Here is a 25,389-nt window from a genome sequence, read left to right as displayed (position 1 = left end):
CCGTCTGGTTATTCAGTCGTCCAACAGAGAGATCGCGCCGCTTCTGACGCCACGCTTGCATCGCTTGCAGGGGCGTCTTGTGCCCAAGGCTCTTTGGGGCAAGTGGTCATCGTACATCGCCATGCGGCCGCCGTTCGGGCGGGACAGGAACTGGCCGTGTGGCGTTTCTTCGCCATGGCCGCTGCGCGGGCAACCGAGGGGGCGGCTCACCGCGGCACGCGACACCCGCCCGGCACGCCGTGCGGGCTCAGGGTGAGTTGCCACAGCTGGTCGCGGCGGCTGCGGAATACCGCGGCGGAGACGGCGAGGTAGTAGCGCCACATGCGGCGGAAGCGTTCGTCGTAGCTCGGCGGCAGGCTGGGCCAGGCGGCTTCGACGTTGGCGCGCCATGCGCTCAGGGTGCGGTCGTAGTCGGCGCCGAAGTTGTGCCAGTCCTCGACCACGAACAGGTCCTCCAGCGCGGCGGCGACCTGGCTGGCGGCGGGGATCATCGAGTTCGGGAAGATGTACTTCTCGATCCACGGATCGGGTTGCGCCGGCGCGCCGTTGCTGCCGATGCAGTGCAGCAGCGACAGGCCGTCGTTCTTGAGGCAGCGGCGCACCGTCTCGAAGTAGGTGCGGTAGTTCTTGCCGCCGACGTGCTCGAACATGCCGATCGAATACACCGCGTCGAACTGCTCGTTGACCTCGCGGTAGTCCTGCAGGCGGATCTCGATCGGCAGCCCGGTGCACAGCTCGCGCGCGTAATCGGCCTGCTGCTGCGAGACGGTGATGCCGACGCCCTCGACGCCGTAGTGTTCGGCCGCGTACTTCAGCGCCTCGCCCCAGCCGCAGCCGATGTCCAGCACGCGCTGGCCGGTCTTCAGCTGCAGCTTGCGGCAGACCAGATCGAGCTTGGCTGCCTGTGCGTCGTCGAGGTTGCCGGCCTTGGACCAGTAGCCGCAGGAATACACCAGGCGCTTGCCCAGCATGGCGTGGAACAGGTCGTTGCCGAGGTCGTAGTGGACCTTGCCGATCTCGAACGCGCGCTCGCCGCGCTGCAGGTTGATGAAGCGCGCCTTGAGGTGGGCGAGCAGGGTATCGAGCGTCTTCAGTTCCTGGTCCAGCCCGGCTGTCAGCAGGCGGGCGAACAGCGCGGGCAGGTCGTCGGCATCCCACCAGCCGTCCATGTAGGCCTCGCCCAGGCCGAGCGAGCCATGCGCGAACACGCGCGCGTACAGGCGTTCGTCGTGCACGCGCAGGTCGGTCGGGGCGTCGCCGTCGATGTGGATACCGGCCTGTTCGAGCAGCTCGCTGGCACGATTCTTCAAGTCGTCCTGGCTCATGCGCGCCTCGTCAATGAATGGATCCGTGGTCAGTGTTCGCCCAGTACCGCAAAGCTTGCCGGCGAATATGCATACGTTGCGTCGACGCCCGCACGGCGCACCAGCTGCAGCAGCAGCTCGGCCTGTTCCTCGCGCAGCAGGAACTCGATCCTGACTGGCAGGTCGTCGGCCAGCTCGAAGAACTGCTCCTCGTGCAGCACGCCATGCCGGCCGAAGCCGGCGATCGCGCGGAACACCGAGCCGCCGCCCAGGCCGTGGGCCTTGGCCTGTTCGAGCAGCCACTCGGAAAGCAGCATGCCGTCGTGCTTCGCGCGCGAGTGGCAGTAGAAATACAGGTGTACGCCTTGCTGCAGGTTTTCCTGGTTCATGCGGTGCTCCCGGTCAGTGGTGCAAGAGGCTGCGGGTGAGGGCGATGCCGAGCACGGTCATCGCCAGCGAGCCAGCCACATGCACGGCCAGGTGGCCGCTGAACCACAGGTACTGCTGGCGCAGCAGCAGCGTGGCCGACTCGGCCGAGAAGGTGGAGAACGTGGTCAGCCCGCCGAGAAAACCGGTGAACACGAACAGCCGCAGCGCCGGTGACAGCGTCTGGAAGTGGTCGAACAGGCCCATCACGCAGCCCATCAGCAGGCCGCCGACGAGGTTCGCCGCCAGCGTGCCCAGCGGCAGCGTGGGGAAGACGGGGTTGAGCAGCACGCCCAGACCCCAGCGCAGCCAGCAGCCCAGGGCGCCGCCGACGCCGATTGCCACAAATCCGTTCAAGCCCACGTGCGTGCCTCCCGACAGTGAAAGTGTCCGGTTGCCGCGGCGGCAGGCGCGCCTGCGCCGCCGGGAACCGGAGGTGCAGGCATCATCAGCTTCAACGCGGGATCGCGAGTAGCGGTTTGTCCCGAAGGTGCCGGAACAGGAGGCATGCCATCTCCGAGCGGACATCCTAATGGATCGGGCTGGTCGATCGTCAAGCGCAGCAGCTCTATACTGCGCGGCCCCTCGTCGCCACCGTGCCGCCATGAGCCCAGCCCATCGTCCCGTGCGCCGCAGCCTGCCCTGGCTGCTGGCCGCGCTGTCGATGATCGGGCCGTTCTCGATCGACGCGGTGTTCCCGGCGTTTCCGCTGGTCGGCGCGCGCTTCGGCGTGGACGCCGCGGCGCTGCAGCAGCTGATCAGCGTGTACCTGGTCACCTATGCCGTGATGAGCCTGTTCCATGGTGCGATCTCCGACGCGGTCGGGCGCAAGCCGGTGGTCGTCGCCGGCTTGCTGGTGTATGCGCTGGCATCGGTGGGCGCGGCGACGTCCACCTCGTTCGCGATGCTGCTGGCCTGCCGCGGCCTGCAGGGCATGTGCGCCGGCGCCGGGTTGGTGGTGGGGCGCGCGGTGATCCGCGACAGCCTGGAAGGACCGGCTGCGCAACGGCTGATGTCGCAGGTGATGATGATCTTCGGGGTGGCGCCGGTGATCGCGCCGATGGTCGGCGCGCTGCTGCTGTCGCTGGATGGCTGGCACGGCATCTTCTGGCTGCTGGCCGCGTTCACCGTGCTGCTGGCGCTGGCCCTGCAGCTGTTCCTGGACGAAACCCATCCGCCGGCGCGGCGTACCAGATTTGCGCCCAGGCCGCTGCTGGCCGGCTACCTCGCGTTCGGCCGCGACCGGCTGTTCTGGCCGCTGCTGGTTTCCAGCTCGGTCAATTTCGCCGGGCTGTTCCTGTACATCGCCTCGGCGCCGCATATCGTGCGCGGGCTGCTGCGGCTGTCGGCGCAGGGCTTTCCGTGGCTGTTCCTGCCGGTGGTGGGCGGCCTGATCGGCGGCGCCTGGCTGTCCGGGCGGATGGCCGGGCGGCACAGCGCGAAGTCGACGGTGAGCCTGGGTTATGCGGTGATGCTGCTGGCGTGCGCGGCGCACCTGCTGCTGGCGCTGCTGCTCCCCGTGCCGCGATTGCCGTGGTCGATGCTGCCGCTGATCCTACACGGCATCGGCGTGCAGCTGGCGTTCCCGACCCTCACGTTGTTGCTGCTGGATCGCTTTTCGCACCGTCGCGGCGGGATTTCCTCGGTGCAGGCCTTCGCCAGCCTGCTGCTGTGCAGTTTCGTGGCCGGGGTGATGTCGCCGCTGCTGTCGGCGAGCATGCTGCATCTGGCGCTGGGGGCGTCGGCGCTGACTTCGCTCGGCGTGCTGGCGTGGTGGTGGTATCACCGCATCACGCGCTATCCGCTGGAGCAGCCGCTGGCCGACACCGGGACGGCGGCGATGCAGGCGGAAATCGCCGAACCGCGCTGAGAGGAGCAGACCGGGTCAGACCGGCGAAGGCGGCGTCGGCGCCGCAACGTCCAGCGCCGATTCCGCCGGTATCAGCACGGAGGCATCGGCCAGCGCCCGGACCAGCGACGGTGAACGGTAGCTGGCGTCGGCGAGCCAGCGCTGCCATACCGAGGCGTCGATCTTCTCGTTGACGCCGGTGCCGAGCAGGCGGTCGAACGGCGGCTTGAATTCCTTGTAGATGCCGCCCATGAACTCCCGGTACGAATTGCGCGGCATGCCGCTGTCGGCGTCGACCGATGGCAGCAGCAACTCGCGGCAGCCCAGGCCGGCGTCGATCGCCTTGTGCTGCAGCCACGCCAGCGGCAGGTCGGGCAGCGGATCGGGCCGGCGCCCGGCGCCGTCGCGCTCGTTGCCGCCACCGACGTCGGAGTGCGCGCCGATGAACCAGCGCTGCTCGATCTCGATCTGCCCGGGTTTCTTCGAGGTCAGCGTCTCGCCGGGCTTCACCGTGTACGGGTTGCGCGTCCATACCGTGGGCGCGAAGTCGGCGCGGTGCTCGTCCAGCGCCAGCGCCTGATAGGCGTATTTCACGATCTTGCTGAGTTCGGTGTCGTGGAACTGGTAGCGCTTGCGCGCAAACGGAAACCACGAGGCGGTGCCCGGGATGCCGAGCGAGCCGACGGTATCCCACACGCCGATGAAGTGGATGTCGATCACCACCGAATGGCTGGCGCGGAATGCCACCGCAGCCGGGTCGTCGGGCTTGCTGCGGCGGTCGCGGTAGAACGCGTAGGCGGCGGAAACGTCGGCCCTGGCCACGCTGCCGTGGGTGTCGCAGCGGAGCAGACCGCACTTGCGGATCAGGCCGCCGAGGCTGCGTGCGGTATAGGCGCCGCGGCTGAAGCCGAACAGGTAGAGCAGGTCGCCGGGCTGCCAGGTCTCGCACAGCCAGCGGTAGCCATCGAGCACGTTGTCGGACAGGCCGTAGCCGAACGCGCCGCCGAGCAGGTGGGCCAGCCCGGGCTTCACGCCCACGCCAGGGATGTAGTTGACCAGCTGCGCGTTGTCGGCGTCGTCGCGCGGTGCCAGCAGCCGGCGCAGGCGCTCGACGTTGGTGTTCGATTCGGGCTTGTTCCAGGTGCCGTCGAACAGCAGCACGAGCCTGCGCGTGGCCATGGCGCCCTCCACCTTCCACTTCGCCTGCGGCGACTCTAGGTGGTGATGCCGCCCGCGGCCAGTGTCGCCGGCAACCGTGGCCGCGACGGCTGCCTTCCTGCAGGGAACCTCGAAAACCCGCTTTCGTTCGTCATCCCAGCGCAAGCTGGGATCCAGCGCCGTTGCTTTTCAAGAGCTTGGAAGGCACTGGATTCCTGCTTGCGCAGGAATGACGGGCTATTCGGGACCTCAAGCAACGGCTGAGAAATATGCTGACCCGGATTCCTGCTTGCGCAGGAATGACGGGTTATTCGAGACTCCCTACAGGGTGGGCGAGTCGTCGTGCAGCATCGCCCGGCGCACGATGCTGATCGGTGCGGAGCCCTGCTGCATGAAGCCGTCGTGGAACGCCATCAGGTTGAAGTCCTTGCCCTGCCGCGCCTCGAGATCGGCGCGCAGCTTCAGGATCTGCAGCTTGCCCAAGGTGTAGTACAGGTAGGTGGGATCGGCTGTGCCGCGCTTGGTCTCGACCTCGCCGACGGCACGCGACTGGTAGCCCTCGTTGACGAAGAAGTCGACCGCCTGGTCCATCGTCATCTGCCCGGTATGCAGCTTGATGCCGACCACGAAGCGCGCGTTGCGCAGCAGGGCATCCTGCAGCTGGCCGAGCCGCAGCAGCAACTGCTGGCGTCGGTCGTGCGGAAACTCGAACTGCGCCAGCCCAGCGTCCAGCATCATCTGCTCGCAGTAGTGCGCCCAGCCCTCGATGTTGGTGTTGGCGCCGAGCAGCTTGCGCACGCGGTCATCGAGGCGCTGCATCCACAGGAACTGGATGTAGTGGCCGGGATAGGCCTCGTGGGTGGCGACGGAGCTGATCACCGGGTAGTTGAACTGCGCCATGAACTCCTGCGTGCGCTGGCTGTTCCAGCCGGGCTCGGGCAGGGTGACGTTGAAGTAGGCCTCCTTGGCGACGGTCTCGTACGGCCCGGGCGTGTCCATCGAGGCGAACGTGGTGGCACGCATGAATGGCGGGGTTTCCTCCAGGATCGGCCGCACGTCCGAGGGAATCGTGATGATCCGCTTCTGCCGGATGAAGGCGGTCAGGTGGTCGAAGGTGGCGCGGAAGCTGTCGAGCAGCTTGTCCGGGGGAGGGTAGTCGGAGCCGAGTTCCGCCAGCACCTGGCGCGGGGTCTTGGCCGGGTCGAGCTGGTGCGCCACCTCGGCGAAACGGCGCTGGTTCTGGCGCAGGTCGGCCATGTCGATGGCGAGCAGCCGGTCCAGCGGCAGGGTGACCATCTCGTCGTACTTCAGCTTGTCGCGGAACGCGGCGGCGCCGATGCGGAAGTCGCCGTGCGCGCCCGGCAGCACGTCGCTCTTCAGCCACCCCTGGTAATCCTCCAGCGCCTGGATCACGGCGGCGTTGCTGCTGGCGAATTGCCGCTTCAGCTCCCCGTCGGCGACCGCGGTGAAGGCCGCCGGCACGTCGTTGCGGAAGAACTGCACCAGCCCCGGCAGCTGTTCCAGCGCGATCTGCACGTAGATCTTCGGCGGGTTGTCGAGATTCTGGCGTGCCGCGGCGAGCACTGCCGGCATCAGCCGTTCGCGTGCGATCAGCGCGCGCAGGCGGGTTTCCGGCGGGGCGAACTTGCGTTCCATCAGGGTGAACGCGCTGCTGGTGATGCCGCTGGAATAGATGTCCGGGTTCTTCTGCCATGGCCGGATCGTCTCCAGCGTCAGCAGGGTGCTGCGGATGTTGTTCAGCACCAGCTCGCGGTCGCCACGTACGCGTTCGCCCAGCGGCGCGGGATCGACCGCCGCCACGCGCCGCTCCCATTGCCTGAGCGCCTTGACGTTGGCCTCGATGTCGGCGCGCGAGTAGCCCTCGAGCTTGTCGTCGTAGGCGTGGATGCCGTCGATGGTGGCGGTGGAGGGGTTGGCCGGGAAGTAGTAGCTGTCGAAGTAGCCGTCGGCCAGGTGCATGAAGGCCTGGTCCGCGGCGGCGCTGTCGGCGGCCGCCGCCGTGGCGCTGCCCAGCGTCAGCGCGGCGACCAGGCCGAGCAGGAGGCGTGTGGTTCGGAGCATGCTGGTTCTCTTTCGAAGGGCGTGCCATCGGCGTGGGATTGCCGGCACCGGAAGCGGCCATTTTTCAGCAGTTTCCGCGCGGGGCGCAAGCGGCGTACGCTGCGTGTTTCACCGCCGTCGGCGGACGAGGGTTGCAAGCGATGGACCAGCAGGTGCAGATCGACCGGGCGCAGGTGTTTCGCAGGATGCACGACCGCACGGCGATCCTGCTGTTGCCGAACGCGTGGGATGCGGGCAGCGCGCGGCTGTTCGCGCAACGCGGCTTCGCCGCGGTCGCCACCACCAGCGCCGGCATGGCTTGGTCGCTCGGCTACGCCGACGGCGAACGGGCGCCGCTGGCCGAGGTGCTGGCGGCGATCGCGCGGATCACGCGGGTGGTCGAGCTGCCGGTAACGGCGGATATCGAGACCGGCTACGGCGAGACGCCGGAGGCGGTGGCCGCCACGGTGCGCGCGGTGATCGCGGCCGGCGCGGTGGGCATCAACCTGGAGGACGGCCGCCCCGGCCACGGCCCGCTGCGACCCGTCGGGGAAGCCGCGGCCCGCATCCGCGCCGCACGCGGGGCAGCCGATGCGGCTGGCGTGCCGATCGTGATCAACGCACGGGTGGACAATTGGATGCAACACGCTGCCGACCCGGCTGCACCGCTCGCCGATGCCGTGCAGCGTGCGCAGGCCTATCTGGCGGCGGGCGCCGATGGCATCTATCCGATCGGGCTGGGCGACCGCGCCACGCTGGCCGCGCTGGTGCAGGCGGTCGCTGCCCCGGTCAACGTGGCCGCCGGCCCCGGCATGCCCGACCTGGCCGAACTGGCCCGGCTCGGCGTGGCCCGCGTGAGCACGGCCACGCGTTTCGCCACGCTGGCGCTGGCGGCCGTGGATCACGCGGCGGCAGCGTTGCTGGAGAGCAGCCGCTTCGACGGTTTGGCCGCCACGTTCACCTACACGGACGCGCAGCGGCTGTTCGAGCGCGGCTGAGCGGCGCAGCAGTTTTTCATCGAGGAGTCTGCAATGAGCAAGCGTATCGACTACCGCAAGGCGGCACCCGCGGGCCTGAAGGCCATGCTGGGCATGGAGATGTATGTGCAGGGCTCCGGCCTGGAGCATTCGCTGATCGAATTGGTGAAGATGCGGGTGTCGCAGATCAACGGCTGCGCGTACTGCCTGGACATGCACAGCAAGGACGCGCGCGCCGCCGGCGAGACGGAGCAACGCCTGCACGTGCTGGCGGCATGGCGCGAGGCGCCGTTCTACTCGGCACGCGAGCGGGCCGCGCTGGCCTGGGCCGAGGCGGTCACCCTGGTGTCGACGAATGAACTGCCCGATGCGCTGTACGAGGAGGTGCACGCGCAGTTCGACGACAAGTCGATGGTCGACCTCACCCTGGCCATCATCACCATCAACGGCTGGAACCGCCTGGCGATCGGTTTTCGCGCGGACGTGGGCAGCTACCAGACGAAGCCGGCAGGCTGAGCATGACGCGGGCAGTGTCGCGTCGAACGCGGGCGTCGGTTCCCGCGGCGTGGCCGCGTGTGCATGGCTGAGCGTGCGGTAACGCTGGATCGCGCGTTCTACCGGCGCGATTCGCGCGCGGTCGCCCCCGATCTGCTGAACAAGGTGTTGCTGAATGCGGACGGCCGCAGCGGCCGCATCGTGGAAACCGAGGCCTACTGCGGGGCGGCGGATGCGGCTGCGCATTCCTGGCGCGGCCGCACGGCACGCAACGCGACGATGTTCGGTGCACCGGGGCTGCTCTATGTGTATTTCACCTATGGCATGCACTGGTGCTGCAACCCGGTGTGCGGCGAGCAGGGCGAAGGCGTCGCGGTGTTGCTGCGTGCGCTGGCGCCGCTGACCGGGTTGGCCGCGATGCGTGCGGCGCGGCCAGGTTGCCGCAGCGACCGCGACCTGTGCCGCGGGCCGGCACGATTGTGCCGGGCCATGGGCATCGACCGCGCGCAGGACGGCATCGACCTGGTCGACGGCGCCGGCGGATTCAGCATCGTCGACGACGGCGTGCCGCCGCCCGTTGCGCCCGTGGCCACGGCGCGCGTCGGCATCAGCCGGGCGGTGGAGCAGCCCTGGCGCTGGTATGTGCCCCGCGACCTGCACGTCTCGCGTCGCTGAGCGCAGGGCCGTGGTTACGGCGGCGGCAACATGAAGTTGACGGAGGTTTGATCGCGCCTGGTCCACGGTTGCCGGCATCGTTTCATCAGCTGCGGAGCCGGAGCCATGCCGTATTCATCCATCAGCGAACTGCCCGATGCCGTGCGCAGCCATGTGCCGAAGCATGCGCAGGAAATCTACAAGGAGGCGTTCAACAGCGCCTGGGACGAGTATGCCGACAAGGATGAGCGTCGCGGCAGCGAGTCGCGCGAGGAGGCCGCGCACAAGGTGGCCTGGGCAGCGGTGAAGAAGAAGTACAGCAAGGGCGCCGACGGCGACTGGCACGCGAAGTAGCGGCCGCCGGTCAGTGCGGCAGGCCGCGTGCCTGGAGGAATTCGCGGGCGCTGGCTGCGTCCTGCTCGAACCACGCGTGGGCCGAGCCGAGTCGGAAGGTATAACCCCAGGCGTCCATGTCGGCCATCAGGCGTGCGCGCCCCACGCCGGGAAGCTCGTCGGCCAGCACGATCTGCAGGAAGCAGGTGGCGTCCTCTTCCTCGATCGAGTCGGTGGCGTCGGTATGGACGTCTGGACGTCTTTCCGGTGGCAGCACGATCAGGTGGCCGGCTTCGTGCAGCAGCGAATGCACCGGGGTGTCGTCGCGGGCGTAGACGGTGCTGCCGATGATGCCGGCCTCCTCGTCGCCCCAGAAGCTGCCGGGAATCGGCTCGCCCGGCGCCACCCGCTGCAGCTGCAGGCCGAAGCGGCCGAGCAGGGCGGCCGGCGCCATGAAGCCGATCTGGCCCAGGCGCAGCACGGTGCCGGTCGGGTCGCCGGGAGAAAGGGGAGTGTCGGGGTGCATGGGCGTGCGCGTCGGGCGCAGGTGGCTTCGATGGAGAGGCACCGGGCAGACGCGGTTCGGTCGCCCGGTGGACAGGCAGCGGCGGCAGCGACTCAGCCGGTCTTGGCTTCGCTCTTGGGCGCCTGCTTGCCTTCCGGCAGGGTGACCGAAAGCTCGAGGATCTCGTGGCCGCTGTCGCGCTCGAAATTGATGCTGATCGCGTCGAGGTCGACGTGGACGTATTTCTTGATCACTTCGAGCAGTTCGTTGCGCATCATCGGCAGGTAGTCCGGCGCGCCGCGGGTGGAACGCTCCTGCGCCACGATGATGCGCAGGCGTTCCCGTGCGACCGTGGCGGTGGCCTCGGGCTTGCGCTTCAGGAAATCAAGAATACCCATCGCGATCAACCTCCGAACACGCGCTGCAGGAAGCCCTTCTTGGGCACGTCGATGAAGCGCAGGGGGCGCTCTTCACCGAGGATGCGGGCCACGGTGTCGCTGTAGGCCTGGCCGGCCTGCGACTCGGTATCGACGATCACCGGGATGCCGTTGTTGGAGGCGGTCAGCACGTTCTCCGACTCGGGGATCACGCCGACCACCTCGATGCCGAGGATCTCCTCGACGTCCTTCACGCTGAGCATCTCGCCGATCGCCACCCGCGCCGGGTTGTAGCGGGTCAGCAGCAGGTGCTGGATGACCGGGCTCTCGCCCTTCTCCGCGCGCCGGGTCTTGCTGGCGAGCAGGCCGAGGATGCGGTCGGAGTCGCGCACCGAGGAAACCTCCGGGTTGACCACCACCACCGCGTGGTCGGCGAAGTACATCGCCAGGTGGGCGCCTTTCTCGATACCCGCCGGGGAGTCGCAGACCACGTAGTCGAAGCCGTCCTCGGACAGCCCGTCGAGCACCTTCTCGACGCCTTCCTGGGTCAGCGCGTCCTTGTCGCGGGTCTGGCTGGCGGCCAGCACGAACAGGTTGTCATGGCGCTTGTCCTTGATCAGCGCCTGCTTCAGCGTGGCTTCGCCGTGGACGACGTTGACGAAGTCGTACACCACGCGCCGCTCGCAGCCCATGATCAGGTCGAGGTTGCGCAGGCCGACGTCGAAGTCGATCACGGCGACTTTCTTGCCGGCCATGGCCAGGCCGGTGGCGAGGGAAGCGCTGGTCGTCGTCTTGCCGACGCCGCCTTTGCCGGAGGTGACAACGATAATCTCAGCAGTCAAGGGCCCATCTCCGCATGATTGTTCTTGTTGTAAGGGGTTACAGCCTGGCGATCAACAGCTTGTCGCCTTCGAGCCAGCATTGCACGGACTGGCCGTCGAGGTCGCGGGGGATCTGCTCGAACACCCGGTATTGCCCGGCGATCGCCACCAGTTCGGCGCGGAAGTCGGACACGAAGATGCGCGCCTTGCCGTCGCCCTGCGCGCCGGCCATGGCGCGGCCGCGCAGGCTGCCGTAGATGTGGATGTTGCCGTCGGCGATCACCTCGGCGCCGTTGGCGACGGCGCCGGTGACGATCAGGTCGCGGTCCCGCGCGTAGACCTGCTGGCCCGAGCGCACCGAACCGGCATGGTGCAGCGTTCCCTGCATGCTGCCCGGCGCCGGCGCCGACAGGATCGGTTCGCGCTGGATCTGCGCGATGGGCTCGACCGCGGGTGCCGGTGCCCCGGCGGCAGGTTCGTAGGCGGCGCGGAACTTGGCGATCAGCGGCAGGCCCATGCGTTTGGCCAGCGCCTCGGTCTCGCTGGTGCCGTAGGCCAGGCCCACCGGCAGCATGCCGGCGCTGCGCACGGCTTCCAGCAGGGCGTCGACGGCGCCATCGTCGGGCAAGGCGGGCAGGTGGCTCAGATCCAGCACCACCGCGGCACGGGCGAACATCTGCGGTGCGGCGCGCATGCGGCGCTCGAGCTCGTCGCACAACGCGGCGGCGTCGACCCGGCGCACGCGCACGCAGGCAATGCCGACCTGGCCGAAGCGCAGGTCGCAAGCATCATTGGCATCCATTCTTGCATTCACGGGCGCCGCTCTCCGGCGAGGCGGCGCGGGGTGGAGTCATGCAGGAAAGGGCGCTCACGCTCGGCCAGCCAGGGCACGTCGGGCAGGCCACCGTGTTCGAGCCAGGTGTCGCGGACGTAGGCGTAGCTGGGCAGGTCGCGGGCCAGCAGGCTGACTTTCGGACCGTGCTCGCCCATGCGCTGCTGGCCCACTTCCTGGAAGCCGTAGGTGCCGTGGAACAGCACCACCACGTCGTCGCGCGGCTCCAGGAACACCTCGCAGGTGAGCAGCGGCACGCGCGCTTCCGCGTAGCTGTGCACGTCGCAGTAGAAGATGCGGCCCAGGCCGTGGCGGCGATAGGCGTTCGCGATCACGATACGGTCGATGTAGACGAACTGCGGATAGTGTCCGGCGAACCAGCGGTAGTTCGGGCTTTCGTAATCGCCGCCCTCGCGCAGTGCGATCAGGAACCCGGCCAGGTGGCCGTCGATCTCGGCCACGCGGAAATACTCGGCGTGCTCGTGGAAGTAGCGCAGCTGGGCGGTATCAAGGGCGAGGATGGAGCGACCGGCGGCGTTGTTGAGCGCCAGTACGGCATCCAGGTCGTGCTCGCGCACGTCGCGGATGGCAAGGGCCATTCGTTGCTCCGCAATGGTGGAATCGGGACAAGGTCGACCGGCGGCCTCGCGCAATGGCCCATTATGACATGCGGCCGGGGTCCTTACATCCCGCAAGGGCACATGTAAAAGCTTCGTAAAGCCGTCGATGGCGCCACGGCCATGACTTCCCGCGCATTGCGCGGGATGCGCGTTCAGCCAATGATGCGGCCATGCGCTGGCCCTTCTTCAACCACATCCGCCTGCTCCGCTACGCGGGCTTCTTCACCTACCTGTCGGTGGGCACGCCGCTGATCACCAACTGGGCCACCGAGCGGCTGAACCAGTTGCAGCGGCCGAACTTCTCGCTGCTGCTGTGGACGCTGTGCTACCTGATCTTCGGCCTGATGTACTGGATGCTGACCAGCAACCTCGGTTCGCGGCGCTATCCGGTGCTGAAGCTGCTGGGGCTGACGCTGATGACGGCGGCGGCGGTGGCGGTGGGCTGGTACAGCCACAGCGGGCTGTCGGCGATGCTGATGGTGGTTGCCTCGCTGGTGCTGCCGTGGCTGCTGCCGTTCTGGCTGGCGGTGTCCTGGCTGGTGCTGCAGCACCTGAGCCTGGTGGCGGTCTTCGCCACGTTTCCCGAGTACGACCACAGCGTCGCGTTGGGCTTCCTGCAGGCCAGCATCTACCTGGGGATCTCGGTGCTGGTGTTCATCACCTCGACGGTGGCGAGCCAGCAGGCCGAGCAGCGCGAGCTGCAGCGCCGGCTCAACGCCGAGTTGCGGGCTACCCGCGCGCTGCTGGCCGAATCCAGCCGGATCGCCGAACGCATGCGCATCGCGCGCGACCTGCACGACCTGATCGGCCACCACCTGACCGCATTGAGCCTGAACCTGGAAGTGGCCAGCCACCTCACCAACGAGGCGGCCGACGCGCACGTGCGCAAGGCGCAGAGCACAGCCAAGCTGCTGCTGGCCGACGTGCGCGAGGTGGTCAGCGAGTTGCGCCAGGACGACGCGATCGACCTGACCCAGGCGTTGCGCAGCCTCGCCGAGGGCGTGCCCGGCCTGAACGTGCACGTGGTGATGCCGCCGCGTTTCAGCGTGGAGGACCCGCGCCGTGCGCAGGTGCTGCTGCGCTGCGCGCAGGAAGTCATCACCAATACGGCCAGGCACGCCGGCGCGCGCAACCTGTGGCTCAACTTCGCCTACGCCGCGGACGACCTGATCGGCCTGCATGCGCGCGACGATGGCCGTGGCGCCGACCAGGTCGAGCCGGGCAACGGCCTGTCCGGCATGCGCGAACGGCTGGCCGAATTCGGTGGCAGCGTGGTGCTGGACACCGGCATGAGCCAGGGTTTCGCGCTGACCGTGCGGCTGCCGCTGGGCGAGCACGCGGCGCTGGCGCACGCGCCGACCCGGTTCGAGCCGCCGGCGTTGAATGTGTCGTAGTCTTGGCGGCCCGCGCGGCGTGCGAAAATGCGCCGGTGTCGGCAGCGGCCCGGCCAGCCGGCTGTCAGCATTACTTGCTTGAGTCACGCTTGCCTGAGGATCCGCGATGATTTCCGTCTGTCTCGTCGACGACCAGAATCTGGTACGCCAGGGCGTCCGCTCGCTGCTGGACCTGGCCGAGGACATCCGCGTGGTGGCCGAGTGCGCCGACGGCGCCCAGGCAGTGGCCGACATCCCCCGGATCAAGCCCGACGTGGTGCTACTGGACCTGCGCATGCCGAACATGAGCGGGCTGGAGGTACTGCAGGCGCTGTCCGCCCGCAACGAGCTGCCGCCCACGATCATCCTGACCACATTCGACGACGACCAGCTGGTGCTGCAGGGCCTCAAGGCCGGGGCGCGCGGCTACCTGCTGAAGGATGTCTCGCTGGAGCAGCTGGTCGAGGCCGTGCGCACGGTGGCCGGCGGCGGCTCGCTGGTGGCGCCGATGGTCACCCAGCGCCTGATGGCCGGGGTGGCGCGGATGCAGAACCAGTTCACCAGCCTGGAGCAGCCGGACCCGCTGACCGAGCGCGAGACCGAGATCCTGCGCCTGCTGTCCGGCGGCTACAGCAACAAGGAAATCGCCAACTCGCTGAAGGTCGCCGAGGGCACGGTGAAGAACCACGTCTCCAACATCCTCTCCAAGCTGGGCGTGCGCGATCGCACGCGCGCCGTGTTGAAGGCGCTGGAGATGGGCATCGTCTGAGCCGGCGGGGGAGCCGCATTCGGGCCGCCGGAGGGCTTGCCGCGGCCCGTTTCGGGTCCGGCGAAGCCGTCGATGCGGGCCGATGGCGTTCCAGCCCGCGAGCAAGTAACATCCGTTGCTTCGGCGTTTGCCGACCCCCTCGCCACGAGCCCCGGCCAATCCTCCCGGCAGGCCTGTGTGGCGGCCGGGGCGACACTTCAGGTATGGCGTAAAGACGCTTCGGAGAACTCTGGAATGATGCGTGTCTTTGAATTTCTTGTTGCCCTGGTCATCGTCGCATTGATCGGTGTCCTGGCAGCTGTGGTCATGCCCGGTAGCGGCCATGTGGAACGCCAGCTGGTCATCGGCAAGGACATGCGCCAGGTCTATGACGTGCTCGACAACTACCGCCGGCTGCCGGATTACGCGGTGCTTCGCTCGCTCGACCCGAACGTCCAGTTCAGCTTCTCCGGCAAGTCCTACGGCCCCGGCGCCGAGGTCAGCTGGACCAGCTCCGACGCCAAGCTCGGCAAGGGTGGCCTGACCATCGCCAGCGCCACGCCGGAGTTCGACAAGATCGACGGCAACACCAAGAACGCCAGCATCGTGTGGAACCTGGACAACAACTGGCGCGGCCTGGACAAGCATTTCACGCTGGACCTGGAGCGCCAGGGCAGCCGCGGCCAGCTGACCCAGGTGACCTGGTCGTATGACGTCTCGTACGGCTGGAACCTGGTCAACCGCTTCGCCAACCTGTACATCCATGGCGATCCGGATTCGTTCATCCAGTTCAGCCTGAACAACCTGCAGAACGTGCTGGCCGGCGTCCCCAACATCGACTACAGCCAGCTGATCCCGTACATCGAGCAGACCCAGCCGACCCCGGTGCTGCTGGTGTCCACCTCGATCGAGCGCAAGAACGGCATCGAGGCGGTCGACGACGCCGTCGCCAAGGCGAACACCGAAGTGCAGGCCGCCGCCAAGAAGCTGGGTGTGCACGTCACCGGCTCGCGGATCCTGATCACCACCAACTACGGCGACCAGACCTTCAGCTTCGACGTGGCGTATCCGATCGACTCCAGCACGCTGACCGTCAACGGCCATGCCGAGCAGCTAACCGCGGCCGCTCCGCCGGCGATCGATGCCGCCGCACCGGCTGCTGCCGGCAGCACGGCCGCCGCTGCGGACAGCAATGTCGCCGTCGGCAGCCGCGACCGCTACGGCCGCCTGGTGGTGGACGGCAACGTGCGCGCCACGTTGGCCTTCGGCGGCGCCGCGCTGAAAGGCATCTGGAACGGTACCTTCGCCGGCGTGCCGCAGACCCGCGACATGCTCAAGGCCTATGCGCAGACCCACGGCTACAAGTTCGACGACGTGGTCAACCGCCCGTACGACCTCGTCGTGACGCCGGAAGTGAAGGACGCCGGCGGCAACATCACCGCCTATGCGAAGTACGCGGTGTACCTGCCGGTCAGCAACGCGCCGGAAAAGACCCCCGAGCAGGAAGCCGGCGTGCAGCCGCCGAGCCTCGACGGTGCACCGGCAGCGCCCGCCGCGGCACCGGCTCCGGCCGTCAGTGCCGCGGCACCGGCCAAGGCGGCCAGCGCCGGCAAGTAAGCCAGGCGTGGTTGGCGCATGGCGAAAGGCCCTTCCGTCCAGGAGGGGCCTTTTCTTTTCCGGCGATGCGTCCGGCGCCGAACTTTGCCGGTGTCTTGCGGTACATTGCAGGGCGATCCGCGCCGCCACCCCCGCAGCCGCGCGTTCGACGCGATGCCCCGTCACAGCCCTCCAGCGGACATGATCGAAACCGACCAGCTCACCCGACGCTATGGCAACCTGACCGCAGTGGACGCGCTGAGCATCCGCGTCGAGCCGGGCCAGGTGCTGGGGCTGCTCGGTCCCAACGGTGCCGGCAAGTCCACCGCGATGCGCATGATCGCCGGGTTCCTGGTACCCACCTCGGGCACCGCACGGGTGTGCGGGCACGATGTCGGCCGCGAGCCGCTGCAGGCCAGGCGCGCGCTGGGCTATTTGCCCGAAGGCGCCCCCAGTTACGGCGAGATGACGGTGCGCGAGTTCCTGCAGTTCATCCTGCGCATGCGCGGGCTCAGGGCCGAGGCCGCTTACCGGCGCTACGACGCGGTGGTGCAGCAGCTGCAGCTGGAGGAAGTGCTGGGGCTGTGCATCGAGACGCTGTCGAAGGGCCTGCGCCGGCGTGTCGGGCTGGCCCAGGCGATCCTGCACGATCCACCGGTGCTGATGCTGGATGAACCTACCGACGGCCTCGACCCGAACCAGAAGCACGCGGTGCGCCAGCTGATCGACGTGATGGCGCGTGACCGCACCATCCTGGTCTCCACGCATCTGCTGGAGGAAGTGCACGCGCTGTGCAACCGGGTGGTGATCATCGCCCGCGGCCGGCTCCTGGCAGACGCCACCCCGGCCGAGCTGGAGGCGCGCTCGCGCTATCATGGTGCGGTGTCGTTCAGCGCGCCGGGCAGCGGCATGTCGCAGGAGATGCTGGGCCGCCTGCCGCAGGTGGCGGCGATCGAGGTCGACCCGCTGGACGGCCGCATCACCGTGTTTCCGAAACCGGGCGCGCGGATCCTGGAGCCGGTCGAGACACTGTTGCGCGAGCAGGGCCTGGAGGTGTCGGAGATCCAGCTCGAGCGCGGCCGGCTCGACGAGGTGTTCCGCCAGATCACCACCGGCGGCGACGTCGCGGAGAGGCGCGCATGAGTCCGGTCGACGCGGTGTTGCGGCGCGAGCTGCGCAGCTACTTCGTGACGCCGGTGGCGTACGTGTTCCTGGTGATCTTCCTGGTACTGGCGGGCATCCTCACCTTCTATGCGGGCGACTTCTACGAGCGCGGCCAGGCCGACCTGCAGCCGTTCTTCACGATGCATCCGTGGCTGTACCTGATCCTGGTGCCGGCGATCACCATGCGCATGTGGGCGGAGGAGGTCAAGGGCGGCACGCTGGAACTGCTGCTGACCCTGCCGCTGACGCTGTGGCAGGCGATGCTCGGGAAGTTCCTCGCCGCGTGGCTGTTCATCGGGCTGGCGCTGGTGCTGACGTTCCCGATCTGGATCACCGTCAACTACCTGGGGTCGCCGGACAACGGGGTGATCCTGGCCAGCTACCTGGGCAGCTGGCTGATGGCCGGCAGCTTCATCGCGATCGGCGCCTGCCTGTCCGCGCTGACCCGCAGCCAGGTGGTGGCGTTCATCCTTACCGCGCTGGTGTGCGTGCTGCTGATCCTGGTCGGCCAGCCGCAGGTGCAGGATTTCTTCTCCGGCACCTTGCCGCGCAAGCTGATCAACGCGGTGGCGCACCTGTCCATGCTGCGGCACTTCGAGGCGATCGCGCGCGGCGTGCTGGACACCCGCGACCTGGTCTACTTCCTGCTCAGCATGGTCGGCTGGCTGACCGCCGGCGTGCTGTTGCTCGACCTGAAACGGACACGCTGACCCCATGCCCCGCCCGCGTCCGCATCGCCTGTTCACCAAGCCGACCCGGCGCGGCGTGCTGTATGGCGCGCTGGTCCTGCTGGTGCTGCTGTTCGTGCCGTTGATCGTGGTCAGCAGCCGCTGGCTGCACGGATCACGGATCGACCTCACCACCGACAAGCTGTACACGCTGACGCCCGGCACGCTGCACATCGTCGACAAGCTGCAGCGGCCGTTGCGGCTGACCCTGTATTTTTCCGAGCATGCCACACGCGACCTGCCGCAACTGCGCAGCTACGAGCAACGCGTGCGCGAAATGCTGCAGGAGATGGTGGCGCGTTCGCACGGCCGCATCCGCCTGCAGATCGTCGACCCGGTGCCGTATTCCGACGACGAAGCCAGTGCCGAAGGCAGCGGCCTGACCGCGGCCAATGGCGGCAGCAACGGCGAGCGGGTGTTCTTCGGGCTGGCCGGCAGCGTGATGTCGGGCAGTGCCGACAGCAGCGAAGGCGGCGACGAGCGCGTGCCGGACAAGACGCTGGCGATCGCGTTCTTCGACCCGGCGCGCGAGGCCTTCCTCGAATATGATATCGCCCGGCTGCTGTACGAGTTGAACCAGGCCAGCAAGCCGGTGGTCGGCGTGATCAGCTCGTTGCCGGTCGACGGCAACCCGGTGCTCGGCGAGCAGCGGTGGGCAGTGCTGCAGCAGCTGGGCCAGCTGTTCGACGTGAAGATGCTGGACCCGGCCACATTGCGCACGGTCGACGACAACATCAGGGTATTGCTGCTGATCCACCCCAAGCGGCTGCCGCCCGATGCGCAGTACGCGATCGACCAGTACGTGCTGCGCGGCGGCCATCTGGCGGTGTTCGTCGACCCCGACGCGGAACTCGACACCTCGCCGTACGCGCCCGACAGCATCACGTTCCCGGACCATGCCTCCGACCTGCCGCGGCTGTTCAAGGCCTGGGGCGTGGCATACGACCCGCACAAGATCGTGCTGGACCGCGCCCGCGCGCTGCAGATCGAACTGGGCGGCACCAGCCTCAACCACCCGGCGATGCTCGACCTTGGCGCGCAGGAGCTCAATCGCAACGACGCCGTCACCGCCAGCCTGCAGCGGATCAACGTGTCCACCGCCGGCTACTTCGACCTGGCAGCGGATGCGCACGCACGGCTGATCCCGCTGCTGCAGAGCAGTGCCGAAGCCGAGGTGGTGCCGACCCAGCGGGTGCTGGACGCGAGCAGCGATCCCAGCTCGCTGCTGCAGGGCTACAAGCCGGACAACGCCCACTACGTGCTGGCAGCGCGCCTGCGCGGCACGTTCGACAGCGCCTTCCCCGAGCGTGCCGCCACACCCGGCCATCGGGCCAGGTCGGCGCCGGATGCGGAAGTGATCCTGGTTGCCGACACCGACCTGCTCAGCGACCGGCTGTGGGTGGAGCCGCAGACCATCCTCGGCCAGACGATGATGCGGGTGTTCGCCAACAACGGGGATTTCGTCACCAACCTGGTGGACAACCTCAGCGGCTCCTCGGCGCTGCTGTCGATTCGCGGCCGCTCCACCTCGCAGCGGCCGTTCACCAGGGTGCAGGCACTGCGCAACGTGGCCGACCAGAAATTCCTGCAGAAGGAACACGAGCTGGAGCAGGAGCTGGCCGATACCCGGCGGCGGCTGGACGAACTGCAGCCGGCCAAGGGCAGCCACGGCAGCGCCGCCACCGCCGAGCAGCGGCGCGAGATCGAGCAGTTCCGCCAGCGCCAGCTGGCGATCAACAAGGAATTGCGCGACGTGCAGCACCAGCTCAACGCCGAGATCGACTCGCTGGGCCTGCGCGTCAAGTTCATCAACATCGTGCTGGTGCCGGCGCTGGTGGTGCTGATCGGCCTGCTGTACGGCTGGCGCCGCACCCGCTACAGCCGCCGGCGGCGGTGAAGGCGGCAATCTGCCGCAAGCCCGCGGCTGACTCTGCCGGCGCGCGGCATTATGCTGGGTGGTCGCCGGCCGTCGCCGGCGCAGACTGAAGTGCCGGTGCAGTGACCGCTAGCTTGCTGAAATGGATCGTGCCGTGGGAGTTCTCGTGGGTCCTGCTCGCGTGCTTCGTGACGGCCTGCGTGCTGTACCTGCGCGGCAGCCGCCGGTGGCCGCCGAGCTTCGGCCGCAAGCTGGCGTTCTGGGTCGGCATGGCGATCATTTACCTGTCGCTGCACACCTACCTGGACTACTACGCCGAGCATGAGTTCTTCATGCATCGCATCCAGCAGCTGCTGCTGCACCACATCGCGCCACTGCTGATCGTCACCGCATATCCGGCCACGGTGCTGCGCGCCGGCCTGCCGCTGGCGTGGCGGGTGCGGCTGCTGCGGCCGCTGCAGCGTTCGTGGCCTTGGCGGGTGGTCAGCGCCGTGCTGCTCAATCCAACGGTGGCGACGCTGCTGTTCGTCGCCTTCATCCTGGTCTGGCTGATTCCGTCCATGCAGACGCTGGCAATGCTGGACTGGCGCATCTACCGTTTCATGAACTGGAGCATGCTGGTCAGCGGCTTCGCCTACTGGTCGCTGGTGCTGGACCACCGGCCGCATCCGCCGGGGCGGATGACCGCGGGGCTGCGCGTGCTGTCGCCGGCGATCACCATGACACCGCAGATCATCGCCGGAGCGATCGTCACGTTCTCCAAGTCCGACCTGTATCCGATCTTCGAGATCTGCGGCCGCGCGTTCACTTTCAATGTGCTGACCGGCCAGCTGATCGGCGGCGTGATCATCTGGGTGCCGTCGGCGCTGGTGGAGTCGATCGGCGGCCTGATGGCGCTGCGCCTGTGGCTGCGGCTGTCGCGCAACGGCCGCTTGCCGCGCACGCCGCGTCATCGTCCGGCTTCGACCGCGGCGCCGCTTTTGTAGGGCGGGCAATGCCCGCCAGCCTTTGCATTTGTCTTGTGCTTGACGCAGAGCGGCGGGCAATGCCCGCCCTGCGGAGCGTTTCAGTGTCCGGTATCGTCCAGCGCATTCGCCGGCCGCGCGACGAAGTCGGTGGCCAGCGTGCTGCCGTCGGTGAACTTCAGCGTCAGCCGGACCGTGTCGCCGGCTTTGACCGGCGCCTTCGGCTGCATCAGCATCAGGTGGTAGCCGGCCGGCGCCAGCACCGCCTTGCCGTGTGCCGGCACCTCCAGCGAGTCGACCATGCTCATGCGGCTCATGCCGCCCGCGGTCGAGCTCCGGTGCAGCATCACGTCGGCATACACCGTGCTTTCGGCACCGCTGAGCGCGACCGGCTGGTCGCCGTCGTTTTCCAGCGTGACATAGGCGCCGGCGGGCAGGGCGCCGGGCAGCACGCGGATCCAGGCGTGGCTGGCGCGGACATGGTCGGCGGCTGCGGCGTGCACGCCGCCGGCCAGCAGCAGGCCGGCGAGCAGCAGCGAAAGACGGGCTGGCTTCATGGGTTGATTCCTGGGTCGAGCAGCAGGTGCAGGTCGTGCACGAGATCGTCCTGCGGGGCGGAGGGCGTGGCCAGCACGCGGGCGCGGCCATAGTTGTCGAAGACGTAGATCGCCGAGCTGTGGCTGACTTCGTAGCTCCCGTCGGCCGAACTGGGCTCGCGGGTGAAGGCGGAGCGATAGCGCTTGCTCAGGGCCTCGACGCTGCGCGCATCCCCGACCAGGCCCACGGCCCGCTTGTCGAACGCGTTGACGTAGGCATGCATGATCGCCGGCGTGTCGCGGGCCGGGTCGACGCTGACGAACAGGATCCGCGCGCCGTCGGCCAGGGGCCCCAGCCGCTGCATCACCACGTGCAACTGCGCCAGGGTCAGCGGGCAGACGTCGGGGCAGTGGGTATAGCCGAAGTACAGCAGCACCACCTTGCCGCGGTAGTCGGCGCCGGTCACCGGCTTGCCACTGTCGTCGGTGAGCCGGAAGTCGAGGTCGGGCATGTGCCCGCTGATGTTGGTCAGCCGGAACGGCAACGGCGTGCCACCACAACCGCCCAGCAGCAGGCCGGTGGCGAGCAGCAGCAAGAGCAGGAGAAGGGGCCGCGTGCGGCGGGGCTTCATGCGAGAATCCGGGGTCTTCATTGGTTCAAGCATACGACACCGGCCGCTTGGCCGGGTCCACCAGCAGGGGATTCGGTCACCATGCGGCAATCCGTCAGCCCCCGTATCGGCCTGCTGGTCGGCATCGCCGGCGCCAGCGCGGTGCTGCTGGGCGCCTTCGGTGCGCACGCGCTGCGTGCCGTGCTCGATGCCCGTGGCCTCGAGCTGTGGCACACGGCGGTGAACTACCAGATGTGGCATGCGCTGGCGCTGGCCACGACGGCCGGGCTCGGGCGCGGGCGCAGCAGACGGCTGGCGATGGTCGCATTCGCGGTCGGCATCGTGCTGTTCAGCGGCAGCCTGTATGCCTTGGCGCTGGGGGCATCGCACTGGGTCGGGATCATCACGCCGTTCGGCGGTCTGGCCTTCGTCGCCGGCTGGCTGGCGCTCGGCTGGACGCTGTGCATGCGCCGGGAGTGATTTCCGCGGTGTCATCCTGCGGTCATGCCTGCCGGCGATGCTGCCGGCATGGACACCCGGATCGCCCTTTGTGAGCGGCCCCCTGCTGCGGGGTGGTCCGGTCGCGGCCTGCGTCTTTTCGGTATCGCCCTGTGCGCGGTGGCGGCGTGCCTGCTGTGGTCGTGGCAGCCAGCCGCCCGGAAGGTGACGAGCGGAACGTCGGCCAACCAACTGGTGCACTGGCAGGACGCGGACCATGACTGGCTGCTGGTGGTCGACCCGGCGACCCGCGAGCTGGTGGTCTACGACGCCGTCGACGGTCGTCCGCTGGAGCGGCTCGGTGCGGACGACGGGCTGCCGGACGTGCAGTCGATCGCGCCGCAGGGGCACGGGCTGTTGGTGGCGGGCGCGCAGCCCCGGACGGTGCGCCGGCTGGAGTTGCCGGAACTGCGGGCGGTCGCCATCGACGGCCGCTGAGCGTGTCATCGGTCATAGGTCATTTCTTTCCGGGGGCGGATCCATCCGTGTCGTCGTCGGCCGCGGGTTTGCCCGGGCTGGCCTTCAGTCGGCCCGCCTTGCGCAACGCCTCGCGCAGCACGTACTCGATCTGTGCATTGAGGCTGCGCAACTCGTCGTCCGACCAGCGCTGCACGGCCTCCAGCACGGTGGCGCTGATGCGCAGCGGGTACGCTTTTTTCTCGCCGGCCATCGCGACGGATCAGTACAGCGTGCCGGTATTCAGCACCGGCTGGCTGCCGCGCTCGCCGCACAGCACCACCAGCAGGTTGCTGACCATTGCCGCCTTGCGCTCCTCGTCCAGGTTCACCACGCCGCGACGGCTGAGCTGGTCCAGCGCCATCTCGACCATGCTCACCGCGCCCTCGACGATCTTCGTGCGGGCGGCGATGATCGCGCCGGCCTGCTGCCGCTGCAGCATCGCCTGGGCGATTTCCTGGGCGTAGGCGAGGTGGCTGATGCGCGCCTCGACCACCTGCACGCCGGCCTTGCCGAGGCGGGTCTGGATCTCGTCGCGCAGGTGCGAGTTGATCACGTCGCCGTGGCTGCGCAGCGACGGCTTGCCGTCGTCGTGGGCGTCGTACGGATAGCTCTGCGCCATCTGCCGCAGCGCCGATTCGCTCTGGATGTGCACGAAATTCTCGTAGTCGTCGACGCAGAACACCGCCTCGGCCGTGTCCAGCACCTGCCACACCACCACCGCGCCGATCTCGATCGGGTTGCCGTCGTTGTCGTTGACCTTCAGCTTGCCGCTCTCGAAGTTGCGCACGCGCAGCGAGATGCGGCGACGGCTGCAGAACGGATTGGTCCAGCGCAAGCCTTCGTGGCGCACCGTTCCGGCGTACTTGCCGAACAGCTGCAGTACCTGGCCTTCGTTCGGCGCGACCTGGAAAAAGCCTTTCAGCATGAAGCCGTCGATGGCCAGCAGGATCACGCCGGCGATCGCCGGCGGTGCCGGCTGCCCCTGCGCGGCCGGCAGCACCAGTGCGACGCCGATCGCGGCCAGCACGATGCACAGTCCGACAAAAGGGATGCCGGCGACGGAAAAACCATGGCGTTCGTTCATGTGTCATCTCCCTGAGGTTGGATGATTAGATATCAATATGATATCAAGTTAAAGTGAGCGCGGTGCATCGCATCCATGCCGGGCAGGCCGCCTCGTGCCCGGCCGCATACAATGTCGGTTTGCCCGCACCGGAGAACCCGATGAAGCCAATCGGCACCCCCCATTCCGACCATGCGCTGCGCGTGCTGCTGCTGGGCGCCGGCGAGCTGGGCAAGGAGGTGGCGATCGAGCTGCAGCGCTACGCGGTGGAAGTGATCGCAGTGGATCGCTACGCGAATGCGCCGGCGATGCAGGTGGCCCATCGCAGCCATGTGATCGACATGCTGGACGGCAAGGCGCTGCGCGCGGTGATCGAGCGGGAGAAGCCCGACCTGGTGGTGCCGGAGATCGAGGCGATCCACACGCCGACCCTGATCGAGCTGGAGAAGGAAGGGCAGCGGGTGATCCCCACCGCCCGCGCGGCGTGGCTGACCATGGATCGCGAGGGCATCCGCCGGCTGGCCGCCGAGGAACTCAGGCTGCCCACCTCGCCCTACCGCTTCTGCGACGACGAGGCGCAATACCGCGAGGCCGCCGCCACGATCGGCTACCCGTTCGTGATCAAGCCGGTGATGAGTTCGTCGGGCAAGGGCCAGAGCGTGGTGCGCAGCGCCGACGCGCTGCAGCGCGCGTGGGATTACGCGCAGTCCGGCGGGCGCGCCGGCAAGGGCCGGGTGATCGTCGAGGGCTTCGTCGACTTCGACTACGAGATCACCATGCTCACCGTGCGGCACGTCGACGGCGTCAGCTTCTGCGCGCCGATCGGCCACCGCCAGGAAGAGGGCGACTATCGCGAGTCGTGGCAGCCGCAGCCGATGAGCGACGCCGCGCTGGCCGAGGCGCAGCGGCAGGCCGCCGCGGTCACCGGTGCACTGGGCGGCTGGGGCGTGTTCGGCGTGGAGTTCTTCGTGAAGGGCGATGCGGTGATCTTCTCCGAGGTCAGCCCGCGGCCGCACGACACCGGCCTGGTCACCCTGATCTCGCAGGAGTTCTCCGAGTTCGCGCTGCATGCGCGGGCGATCCTCGGCCTGCCGATCCCGGTGATCCACCAGTACGGGCCGGCGGCGTCGTGCGCGGTGCTGGTCGAGGGCGAGGGCGCGGCGCCGCGCTACCACGGCGTGGCCGCGGCGCTGGTCGAGCCGGATACCCAGCTGCGTATCTTCGGCAAGCCCGAAGTGAAGGGCCGCCGGCGCATGGCGGTGACGCTGGCGCGCGCCGGCACGCTGGAGGCGGCGGTCGGCAAGGCGGTGCGCGCGGCGGGACATCTGCGTATCGAGTTGTGAGTCCGGCGCCCGCGCAA

The 25,389-nt window shown here is 68.3% G+C and carries 29 protein-coding genes and 1 riboswitch; of the genes, 15 read left to right on the top strand and 14 right to left on the bottom strand.

Annotated elements, in window-relative coordinates:
- Window positions 1–206: 206 nt before the first annotated feature.
- Genes cfa through crcB form a run of 3 tightly spaced genes read right to left on the bottom strand, consistent with a single transcriptional unit; the run spans window position 207 to window position 2,093 of the window.
- Window positions 207–1,340 (bottom strand): cyclopropane fatty acyl phospholipid synthase, encoded by a 1,134-nt coding sequence (gene cfa, locus AC1Q5A_RS00830; RefSeq protein WP_492698077.1) that lies wholly within the window; start codon window positions 1,338–1,340, stop codon window positions 207–209.
- Between the two features lie 14 nt (window positions 1,341–1,354).
- Window positions 1,355–1,693, bottom strand: a complete 339-nt coding sequence (locus tag AC1Q5A_RS00825; RefSeq protein ID WP_492697283.1) for a DUF190 domain-containing protein — start codon at window positions 1,691–1,693, stop codon at window positions 1,355–1,357.
- A 13-nt stretch (window positions 1,694–1,706) separates the two neighbouring features.
- Window positions 1,707–2,093, bottom strand: coding sequence for a fluoride efflux transporter CrcB (gene crcB, locus AC1Q5A_RS00820; protein ID WP_492697281.1), 387 nt, complete (start codon window positions 2,091–2,093; stop codon window positions 1,707–1,709).
- A gap of 69 nt (window positions 2,094–2,162) precedes the next feature.
- A riboswitch (Fluoride riboswitch) is annotated at window positions 2,163–2,257 on the bottom strand.
- A 77-nt stretch (window positions 2,258–2,334) separates the two neighbouring features.
- Between crcB and AC1Q5A_RS00815 the strand changes: the two genes are divergently transcribed.
- Window positions 2,335–3,600 (top strand): multidrug effflux MFS transporter, encoded by a 1,266-nt coding sequence (locus tag AC1Q5A_RS00815; protein WP_492697279.1) that lies wholly within the window; start codon window positions 2,335–2,337, stop codon window positions 3,598–3,600.
- A 15-nt stretch (window positions 3,601–3,615) separates the two neighbouring features.
- On the opposite strand, the gene AC1Q5A_RS00810 is transcribed toward AC1Q5A_RS00815, so the two are convergent.
- Both AC1Q5A_RS00810 and AC1Q5A_RS00805 read right to left on the bottom strand, forming a co-directional pair.
- Window positions 3,616–4,758 carry a T6SS phospholipase effector Tle1-like catalytic domain-containing protein gene (locus tag AC1Q5A_RS00810; RefSeq protein WP_492697277.1) on the bottom strand — a complete coding sequence of 381 codons (1,143 nt, stop codon included), beginning with the start codon at window positions 4,756–4,758 and terminating at the stop codon, window positions 3,616–3,618.
- 300 nt (window positions 4,759–5,058) lie between these two features.
- Window positions 5,059–6,819, bottom strand: coding sequence for a DUF885 domain-containing protein (locus AC1Q5A_RS00805; protein ID WP_492697275.1), 1,761 nt, complete (start codon window positions 6,817–6,819; stop codon window positions 5,059–5,061).
- A gap of 140 nt (window positions 6,820–6,959) precedes the next feature.
- On the opposite strand from AC1Q5A_RS00805, the gene AC1Q5A_RS00800 reads away from it, so the two are divergent.
- From AC1Q5A_RS00800 to chaB, 4 genes are all read left to right on the top strand, one after another.
- On the top strand, window positions 6,960–7,796 hold the full coding sequence (locus tag AC1Q5A_RS00800) for an isocitrate lyase/PEP mutase family protein (RefSeq protein ID WP_492697273.1): 837 nt from the start codon (window positions 6,960–6,962) through the stop codon (window positions 7,794–7,796).
- Window positions 7,797–7,829: 33 nt separating this feature from the next.
- Window positions 7,830–8,291 carry a carboxymuconolactone decarboxylase family protein gene (locus AC1Q5A_RS00795; RefSeq protein WP_492697272.1) on the top strand — a complete coding sequence of 154 codons (462 nt, stop codon included), beginning with the start codon at window positions 7,830–7,832 and terminating at the stop codon, window positions 8,289–8,291.
- A gap of 63 nt (window positions 8,292–8,354) precedes the next feature.
- Window positions 8,355–8,945, top strand: a complete 591-nt coding sequence (locus AC1Q5A_RS00790; protein ID WP_492697270.1) for a DNA-3-methyladenine glycosylase — start codon at window positions 8,355–8,357, stop codon at window positions 8,943–8,945.
- Between the two features lie 105 nt (window positions 8,946–9,050).
- A complete protein-coding gene (chaB, locus tag AC1Q5A_RS00785; protein ID WP_492697268.1) occupies window positions 9,051–9,278 on the top strand; it encodes a putative cation transport regulator ChaB in 228 nt (75 codons plus the stop codon).
- A 10-nt stretch (window positions 9,279–9,288) separates the two neighbouring features.
- Here chaB and AC1Q5A_RS00780 read toward each other — a convergent pair whose 3' ends face one another.
- From AC1Q5A_RS00780 to AC1Q5A_RS00760, 5 genes are all read right to left on the bottom strand, one after another.
- The gene (locus AC1Q5A_RS00780; RefSeq protein WP_492697266.1) at window positions 9,289–9,783 is read right to left on the bottom strand and encodes a hypothetical protein; all 495 of its coding nucleotides are present in this window, start codon (window positions 9,781–9,783) and stop codon (window positions 9,289–9,291) included.
- A 92-nt stretch (window positions 9,784–9,875) separates the two neighbouring features.
- Window positions 9,876–10,160, bottom strand: coding sequence for a cell division topological specificity factor MinE (minE, locus tag AC1Q5A_RS00775; RefSeq protein ID WP_492697264.1), 285 nt, complete (start codon window positions 10,158–10,160; stop codon window positions 9,876–9,878).
- Between the two features lie 5 nt (window positions 10,161–10,165).
- Window positions 10,166–10,981 carry a septum site-determining protein MinD gene (gene minD / locus AC1Q5A_RS00770; protein WP_492697262.1) on the bottom strand — a complete coding sequence of 272 codons (816 nt, stop codon included), beginning with the start codon at window positions 10,979–10,981 and terminating at the stop codon, window positions 10,166–10,168.
- Between the two features lie 37 nt (window positions 10,982–11,018).
- Complete coding sequence (minC, locus tag AC1Q5A_RS00765) at window positions 11,019–11,762, bottom strand: septum site-determining protein MinC (RefSeq protein WP_492697260.1); 744 nt, start codon at window positions 11,760–11,762, stop codon at window positions 11,019–11,021.
- Between the two features lie 8 nt (window positions 11,763–11,770).
- Window positions 11,771–12,391 (bottom strand): GNAT family N-acetyltransferase, encoded by a 621-nt coding sequence (locus tag AC1Q5A_RS00760; RefSeq protein WP_492697258.1) that lies wholly within the window; start codon window positions 12,389–12,391, stop codon window positions 11,771–11,773.
- Window positions 12,392–12,582: 191 nt separating this feature from the next.
- On the opposite strand from AC1Q5A_RS00760, the gene AC1Q5A_RS00755 reads away from it, so the two are divergent.
- The 7 genes from AC1Q5A_RS00755 (at window position 12,583) to AC1Q5A_RS00725 (ending at window position 20,883) form a co-directional block, all read left to right on the top strand.
- Entirely contained in the window at window positions 12,583–13,806 is a 1,224-nt protein-coding gene (locus tag AC1Q5A_RS00755) for a sensor histidine kinase (RefSeq protein WP_492697256.1), read from the top strand.
- Between the two features lie 106 nt (window positions 13,807–13,912).
- Window positions 13,913–14,554 carry a response regulator gene (locus AC1Q5A_RS00750; protein ID WP_492697254.1) on the top strand — a complete coding sequence of 214 codons (642 nt, stop codon included), beginning with the start codon at window positions 13,913–13,915 and terminating at the stop codon, window positions 14,552–14,554.
- 234 nt (window positions 14,555–14,788) lie between these two features.
- Complete coding sequence (locus AC1Q5A_RS00745) at window positions 14,789–16,150, top strand: SRPBCC family protein (RefSeq protein WP_492697253.1); 1,362 nt, start codon at window positions 14,789–14,791, stop codon at window positions 16,148–16,150.
- Between the two features lie 180 nt (window positions 16,151–16,330).
- On the top strand, window positions 16,331–17,272 hold the full coding sequence (locus AC1Q5A_RS00740) for an ATP-binding cassette domain-containing protein (protein WP_492697251.1): 942 nt from the start codon (window positions 16,331–16,333) through the stop codon (window positions 17,270–17,272).
- Window positions 17,269–18,003, top strand: a complete 735-nt coding sequence (locus tag AC1Q5A_RS00735) for an ABC transporter permease subunit (RefSeq protein ID WP_492697250.1) — start codon at window positions 17,269–17,271, stop codon at window positions 18,001–18,003. Before AC1Q5A_RS00740 ends, AC1Q5A_RS00735 begins: the two co-directional genes overlap by 4 nt.
- Window positions 18,004–18,007: 4 nt before the next feature.
- A complete protein-coding gene (locus AC1Q5A_RS00730) occupies window positions 18,008–19,918 on the top strand; it encodes a GldG family protein (protein WP_492697248.1) in 1,911 nt (636 codons plus the stop codon).
- A gap of 101 nt (window positions 19,919–20,019) precedes the next feature.
- Entirely contained in the window at window positions 20,020–20,883 is an 864-nt protein-coding gene (locus AC1Q5A_RS00725) for a cytochrome c oxidase assembly protein (RefSeq protein ID WP_492697246.1), read from the top strand.
- An 80-nt stretch (window positions 20,884–20,963) separates the two neighbouring features.
- On the opposite strand, the gene AC1Q5A_RS00720 is transcribed toward AC1Q5A_RS00725, so the two are convergent.
- Both AC1Q5A_RS00720 and AC1Q5A_RS00715 read right to left on the bottom strand, forming a co-directional pair.
- Complete coding sequence (locus tag AC1Q5A_RS00720) at window positions 20,964–21,419, bottom strand: copper chaperone PCu(A)C (protein ID WP_492697244.1); 456 nt, start codon at window positions 21,417–21,419, stop codon at window positions 20,964–20,966.
- On the bottom strand, window positions 21,416–22,030 hold the full coding sequence (locus tag AC1Q5A_RS00715) for an SCO family protein (RefSeq protein WP_492697242.1): 615 nt from the start codon (window positions 22,028–22,030) through the stop codon (window positions 21,416–21,418). The genes AC1Q5A_RS00720 and AC1Q5A_RS00715 overlap by 4 nt, the downstream gene beginning before the upstream one ends.
- A gap of 81 nt (window positions 22,031–22,111) precedes the next feature.
- Here AC1Q5A_RS00715 and AC1Q5A_RS00710 point away from each other — a divergent pair, with 81 nt between their 5' ends.
- Together AC1Q5A_RS00710 and AC1Q5A_RS00705 are read left to right on the top strand one after the other, a co-directional pair.
- On the top strand, window positions 22,112–22,489 hold the full coding sequence (locus tag AC1Q5A_RS00710) for a DUF423 domain-containing protein (RefSeq protein ID WP_492697240.1): 378 nt from the start codon (window positions 22,112–22,114) through the stop codon (window positions 22,487–22,489).
- 48 nt (window positions 22,490–22,537) lie between these two features.
- The gene (locus AC1Q5A_RS00705) at window positions 22,538–22,945 is read left to right on the top strand and encodes a hypothetical protein (RefSeq protein ID WP_492697238.1); all 408 of its coding nucleotides are present in this window, start codon (window positions 22,538–22,540) and stop codon (window positions 22,943–22,945) included.
- Window positions 22,946–22,964: 19 nt separating this feature from the next.
- Here the strand turns inward: AC1Q5A_RS00705 and AC1Q5A_RS00700 are convergent, their stop codons facing one another.
- Window positions 22,965–23,177 carry a type II toxin-antitoxin system antitoxin gene (locus AC1Q5A_RS00700; RefSeq protein ID WP_492697236.1) on the bottom strand — a complete coding sequence of 71 codons (213 nt, stop codon included), beginning with the start codon at window positions 23,175–23,177 and terminating at the stop codon, window positions 22,965–22,967.
- A 9-nt stretch (window positions 23,178–23,186) separates the two neighbouring features.
- Complete coding sequence (locus AC1Q5A_RS00695) at window positions 23,187–24,050, bottom strand: SPFH domain-containing protein (protein ID WP_492697234.1); 864 nt, start codon at window positions 24,048–24,050, stop codon at window positions 23,187–23,189.
- 140 nt (window positions 24,051–24,190) lie between these two features.
- Between AC1Q5A_RS00695 and purT the strand changes: the two genes are divergently transcribed.
- Window positions 24,191–25,372, top strand: a complete 1,182-nt coding sequence (gene purT / locus AC1Q5A_RS00690) for a formate-dependent phosphoribosylglycinamide formyltransferase (RefSeq protein WP_492697233.1) — start codon at window positions 24,191–24,193, stop codon at window positions 25,370–25,372.
- The last annotated feature ends 17 nt before the right edge of the window (window positions 25,373–25,389 follow it).

The organism is Rhodanobacter sp. GW835-FHT13D09 (assembly GCF_058793995.1).
Note: the sequence above shows the minus strand (reverse complement) of the source record. Positions and strands in the feature narration are given on the sequence as shown.

Excerpts from the sequence above, each read along its gene's own strand:
- AC1Q5A_RS00825 (WP_492697283.1), bottom strand. The coding sequence starts at position 1,693 with ATGAACCAGGAAAACCTGCAGCAAGGCGTACACCTGTATTTCTACTGC.
- AC1Q5A_RS00815 (WP_492697279.1), top strand. The coding sequence starts at position 2,335 with ATGAGCCCAGCCCATCGTCCCGTGCGCCGCAGCCTGCCCTGGCTGCTG.
- AC1Q5A_RS00810 (WP_492697277.1), bottom strand. The coding sequence starts at position 4,758 with ATGGCCACGCGCAGGCTCGTGCTGCTGTTCGACGGCACCTGGAACAAG.
- AC1Q5A_RS00805 (WP_492697275.1), bottom strand. The coding sequence starts at position 6,819 with ATGCTCCGAACCACACGCCTCCTGCTCGGCCTGGTCGCCGCGCTGACG.
- AC1Q5A_RS00800 (WP_492697273.1), top strand. The coding sequence starts at position 6,960 with ATGGACCAGCAGGTGCAGATCGACCGGGCGCAGGTGTTTCGCAGGATG.
- AC1Q5A_RS00795 (WP_492697272.1), top strand. The coding sequence starts at position 7,830 with ATGAGCAAGCGTATCGACTACCGCAAGGCGGCACCCGCGGGCCTGAAG.
- AC1Q5A_RS00790 (WP_492697270.1), top strand. The coding sequence starts at position 8,355 with ATGGCTGAGCGTGCGGTAACGCTGGATCGCGCGTTCTACCGGCGCGAT.
- chaB (WP_492697268.1), top strand. The coding sequence starts at position 9,051 with ATGCCGTATTCATCCATCAGCGAACTGCCCGATGCCGTGCGCAGCCAT.
- AC1Q5A_RS00780 (WP_492697266.1), bottom strand. The coding sequence starts at position 9,783 with ATGCACCCCGACACTCCCCTTTCTCCCGGCGACCCGACCGGCACCGTG.
- minE (WP_492697264.1), bottom strand. The coding sequence starts at position 10,160 with ATGGGTATTCTTGATTTCCTGAAGCGCAAGCCCGAGGCCACCGCCACG.
- minC (WP_492697260.1), bottom strand. The coding sequence starts at position 11,762 with ATGGATGCCAATGATGCTTGCGACCTGCGCTTCGGCCAGGTCGGCATT.
- AC1Q5A_RS00760 (WP_492697258.1), bottom strand. The coding sequence starts at position 12,391 with ATGGCCCTTGCCATCCGCGACGTGCGCGAGCACGACCTGGATGCCGTA.
- AC1Q5A_RS00755 (WP_492697256.1), top strand. The coding sequence starts at position 12,583 with ATGCGCTGGCCCTTCTTCAACCACATCCGCCTGCTCCGCTACGCGGGC.
- AC1Q5A_RS00750 (WP_492697254.1), top strand. The coding sequence starts at position 13,913 with ATGATTTCCGTCTGTCTCGTCGACGACCAGAATCTGGTACGCCAGGGC.
- AC1Q5A_RS00745 (WP_492697253.1), top strand. The coding sequence starts at position 14,789 with ATGATGCGTGTCTTTGAATTTCTTGTTGCCCTGGTCATCGTCGCATTG.
- AC1Q5A_RS00740 (WP_492697251.1), top strand. The coding sequence starts at position 16,331 with ATGATCGAAACCGACCAGCTCACCCGACGCTATGGCAACCTGACCGCA.
- AC1Q5A_RS00735 (WP_492697250.1), top strand. The coding sequence starts at position 17,269 with ATGAGTCCGGTCGACGCGGTGTTGCGGCGCGAGCTGCGCAGCTACTTC.
- AC1Q5A_RS00730 (WP_492697248.1), top strand. The coding sequence starts at position 18,008 with ATGCCCCGCCCGCGTCCGCATCGCCTGTTCACCAAGCCGACCCGGCGC.
- AC1Q5A_RS00720 (WP_492697244.1), bottom strand. The coding sequence starts at position 21,419 with ATGAAGCCAGCCCGTCTTTCGCTGCTGCTCGCCGGCCTGCTGCTGGCC.
- AC1Q5A_RS00715 (WP_492697242.1), bottom strand. The coding sequence starts at position 22,030 with ATGAAGCCCCGCCGCACGCGGCCCCTTCTCCTGCTCTTGCTGCTGCTC.
- AC1Q5A_RS00710 (WP_492697240.1), top strand. The coding sequence starts at position 22,112 with ATGCGGCAATCCGTCAGCCCCCGTATCGGCCTGCTGGTCGGCATCGCC.
- AC1Q5A_RS00705 (WP_492697238.1), top strand. The coding sequence starts at position 22,538 with ATGGACACCCGGATCGCCCTTTGTGAGCGGCCCCCTGCTGCGGGGTGG.
- AC1Q5A_RS00700 (WP_492697236.1), bottom strand. The coding sequence starts at position 23,177 with ATGGCCGGCGAGAAAAAAGCGTACCCGCTGCGCATCAGCGCCACCGTG.
- AC1Q5A_RS00695 (WP_492697234.1), bottom strand. The coding sequence starts at position 24,050 with ATGAACGAACGCCATGGTTTTTCCGTCGCCGGCATCCCTTTTGTCGGA.
- purT (WP_492697233.1), top strand. The coding sequence starts at position 24,191 with ATGAAGCCAATCGGCACCCCCCATTCCGACCATGCGCTGCGCGTGCTG.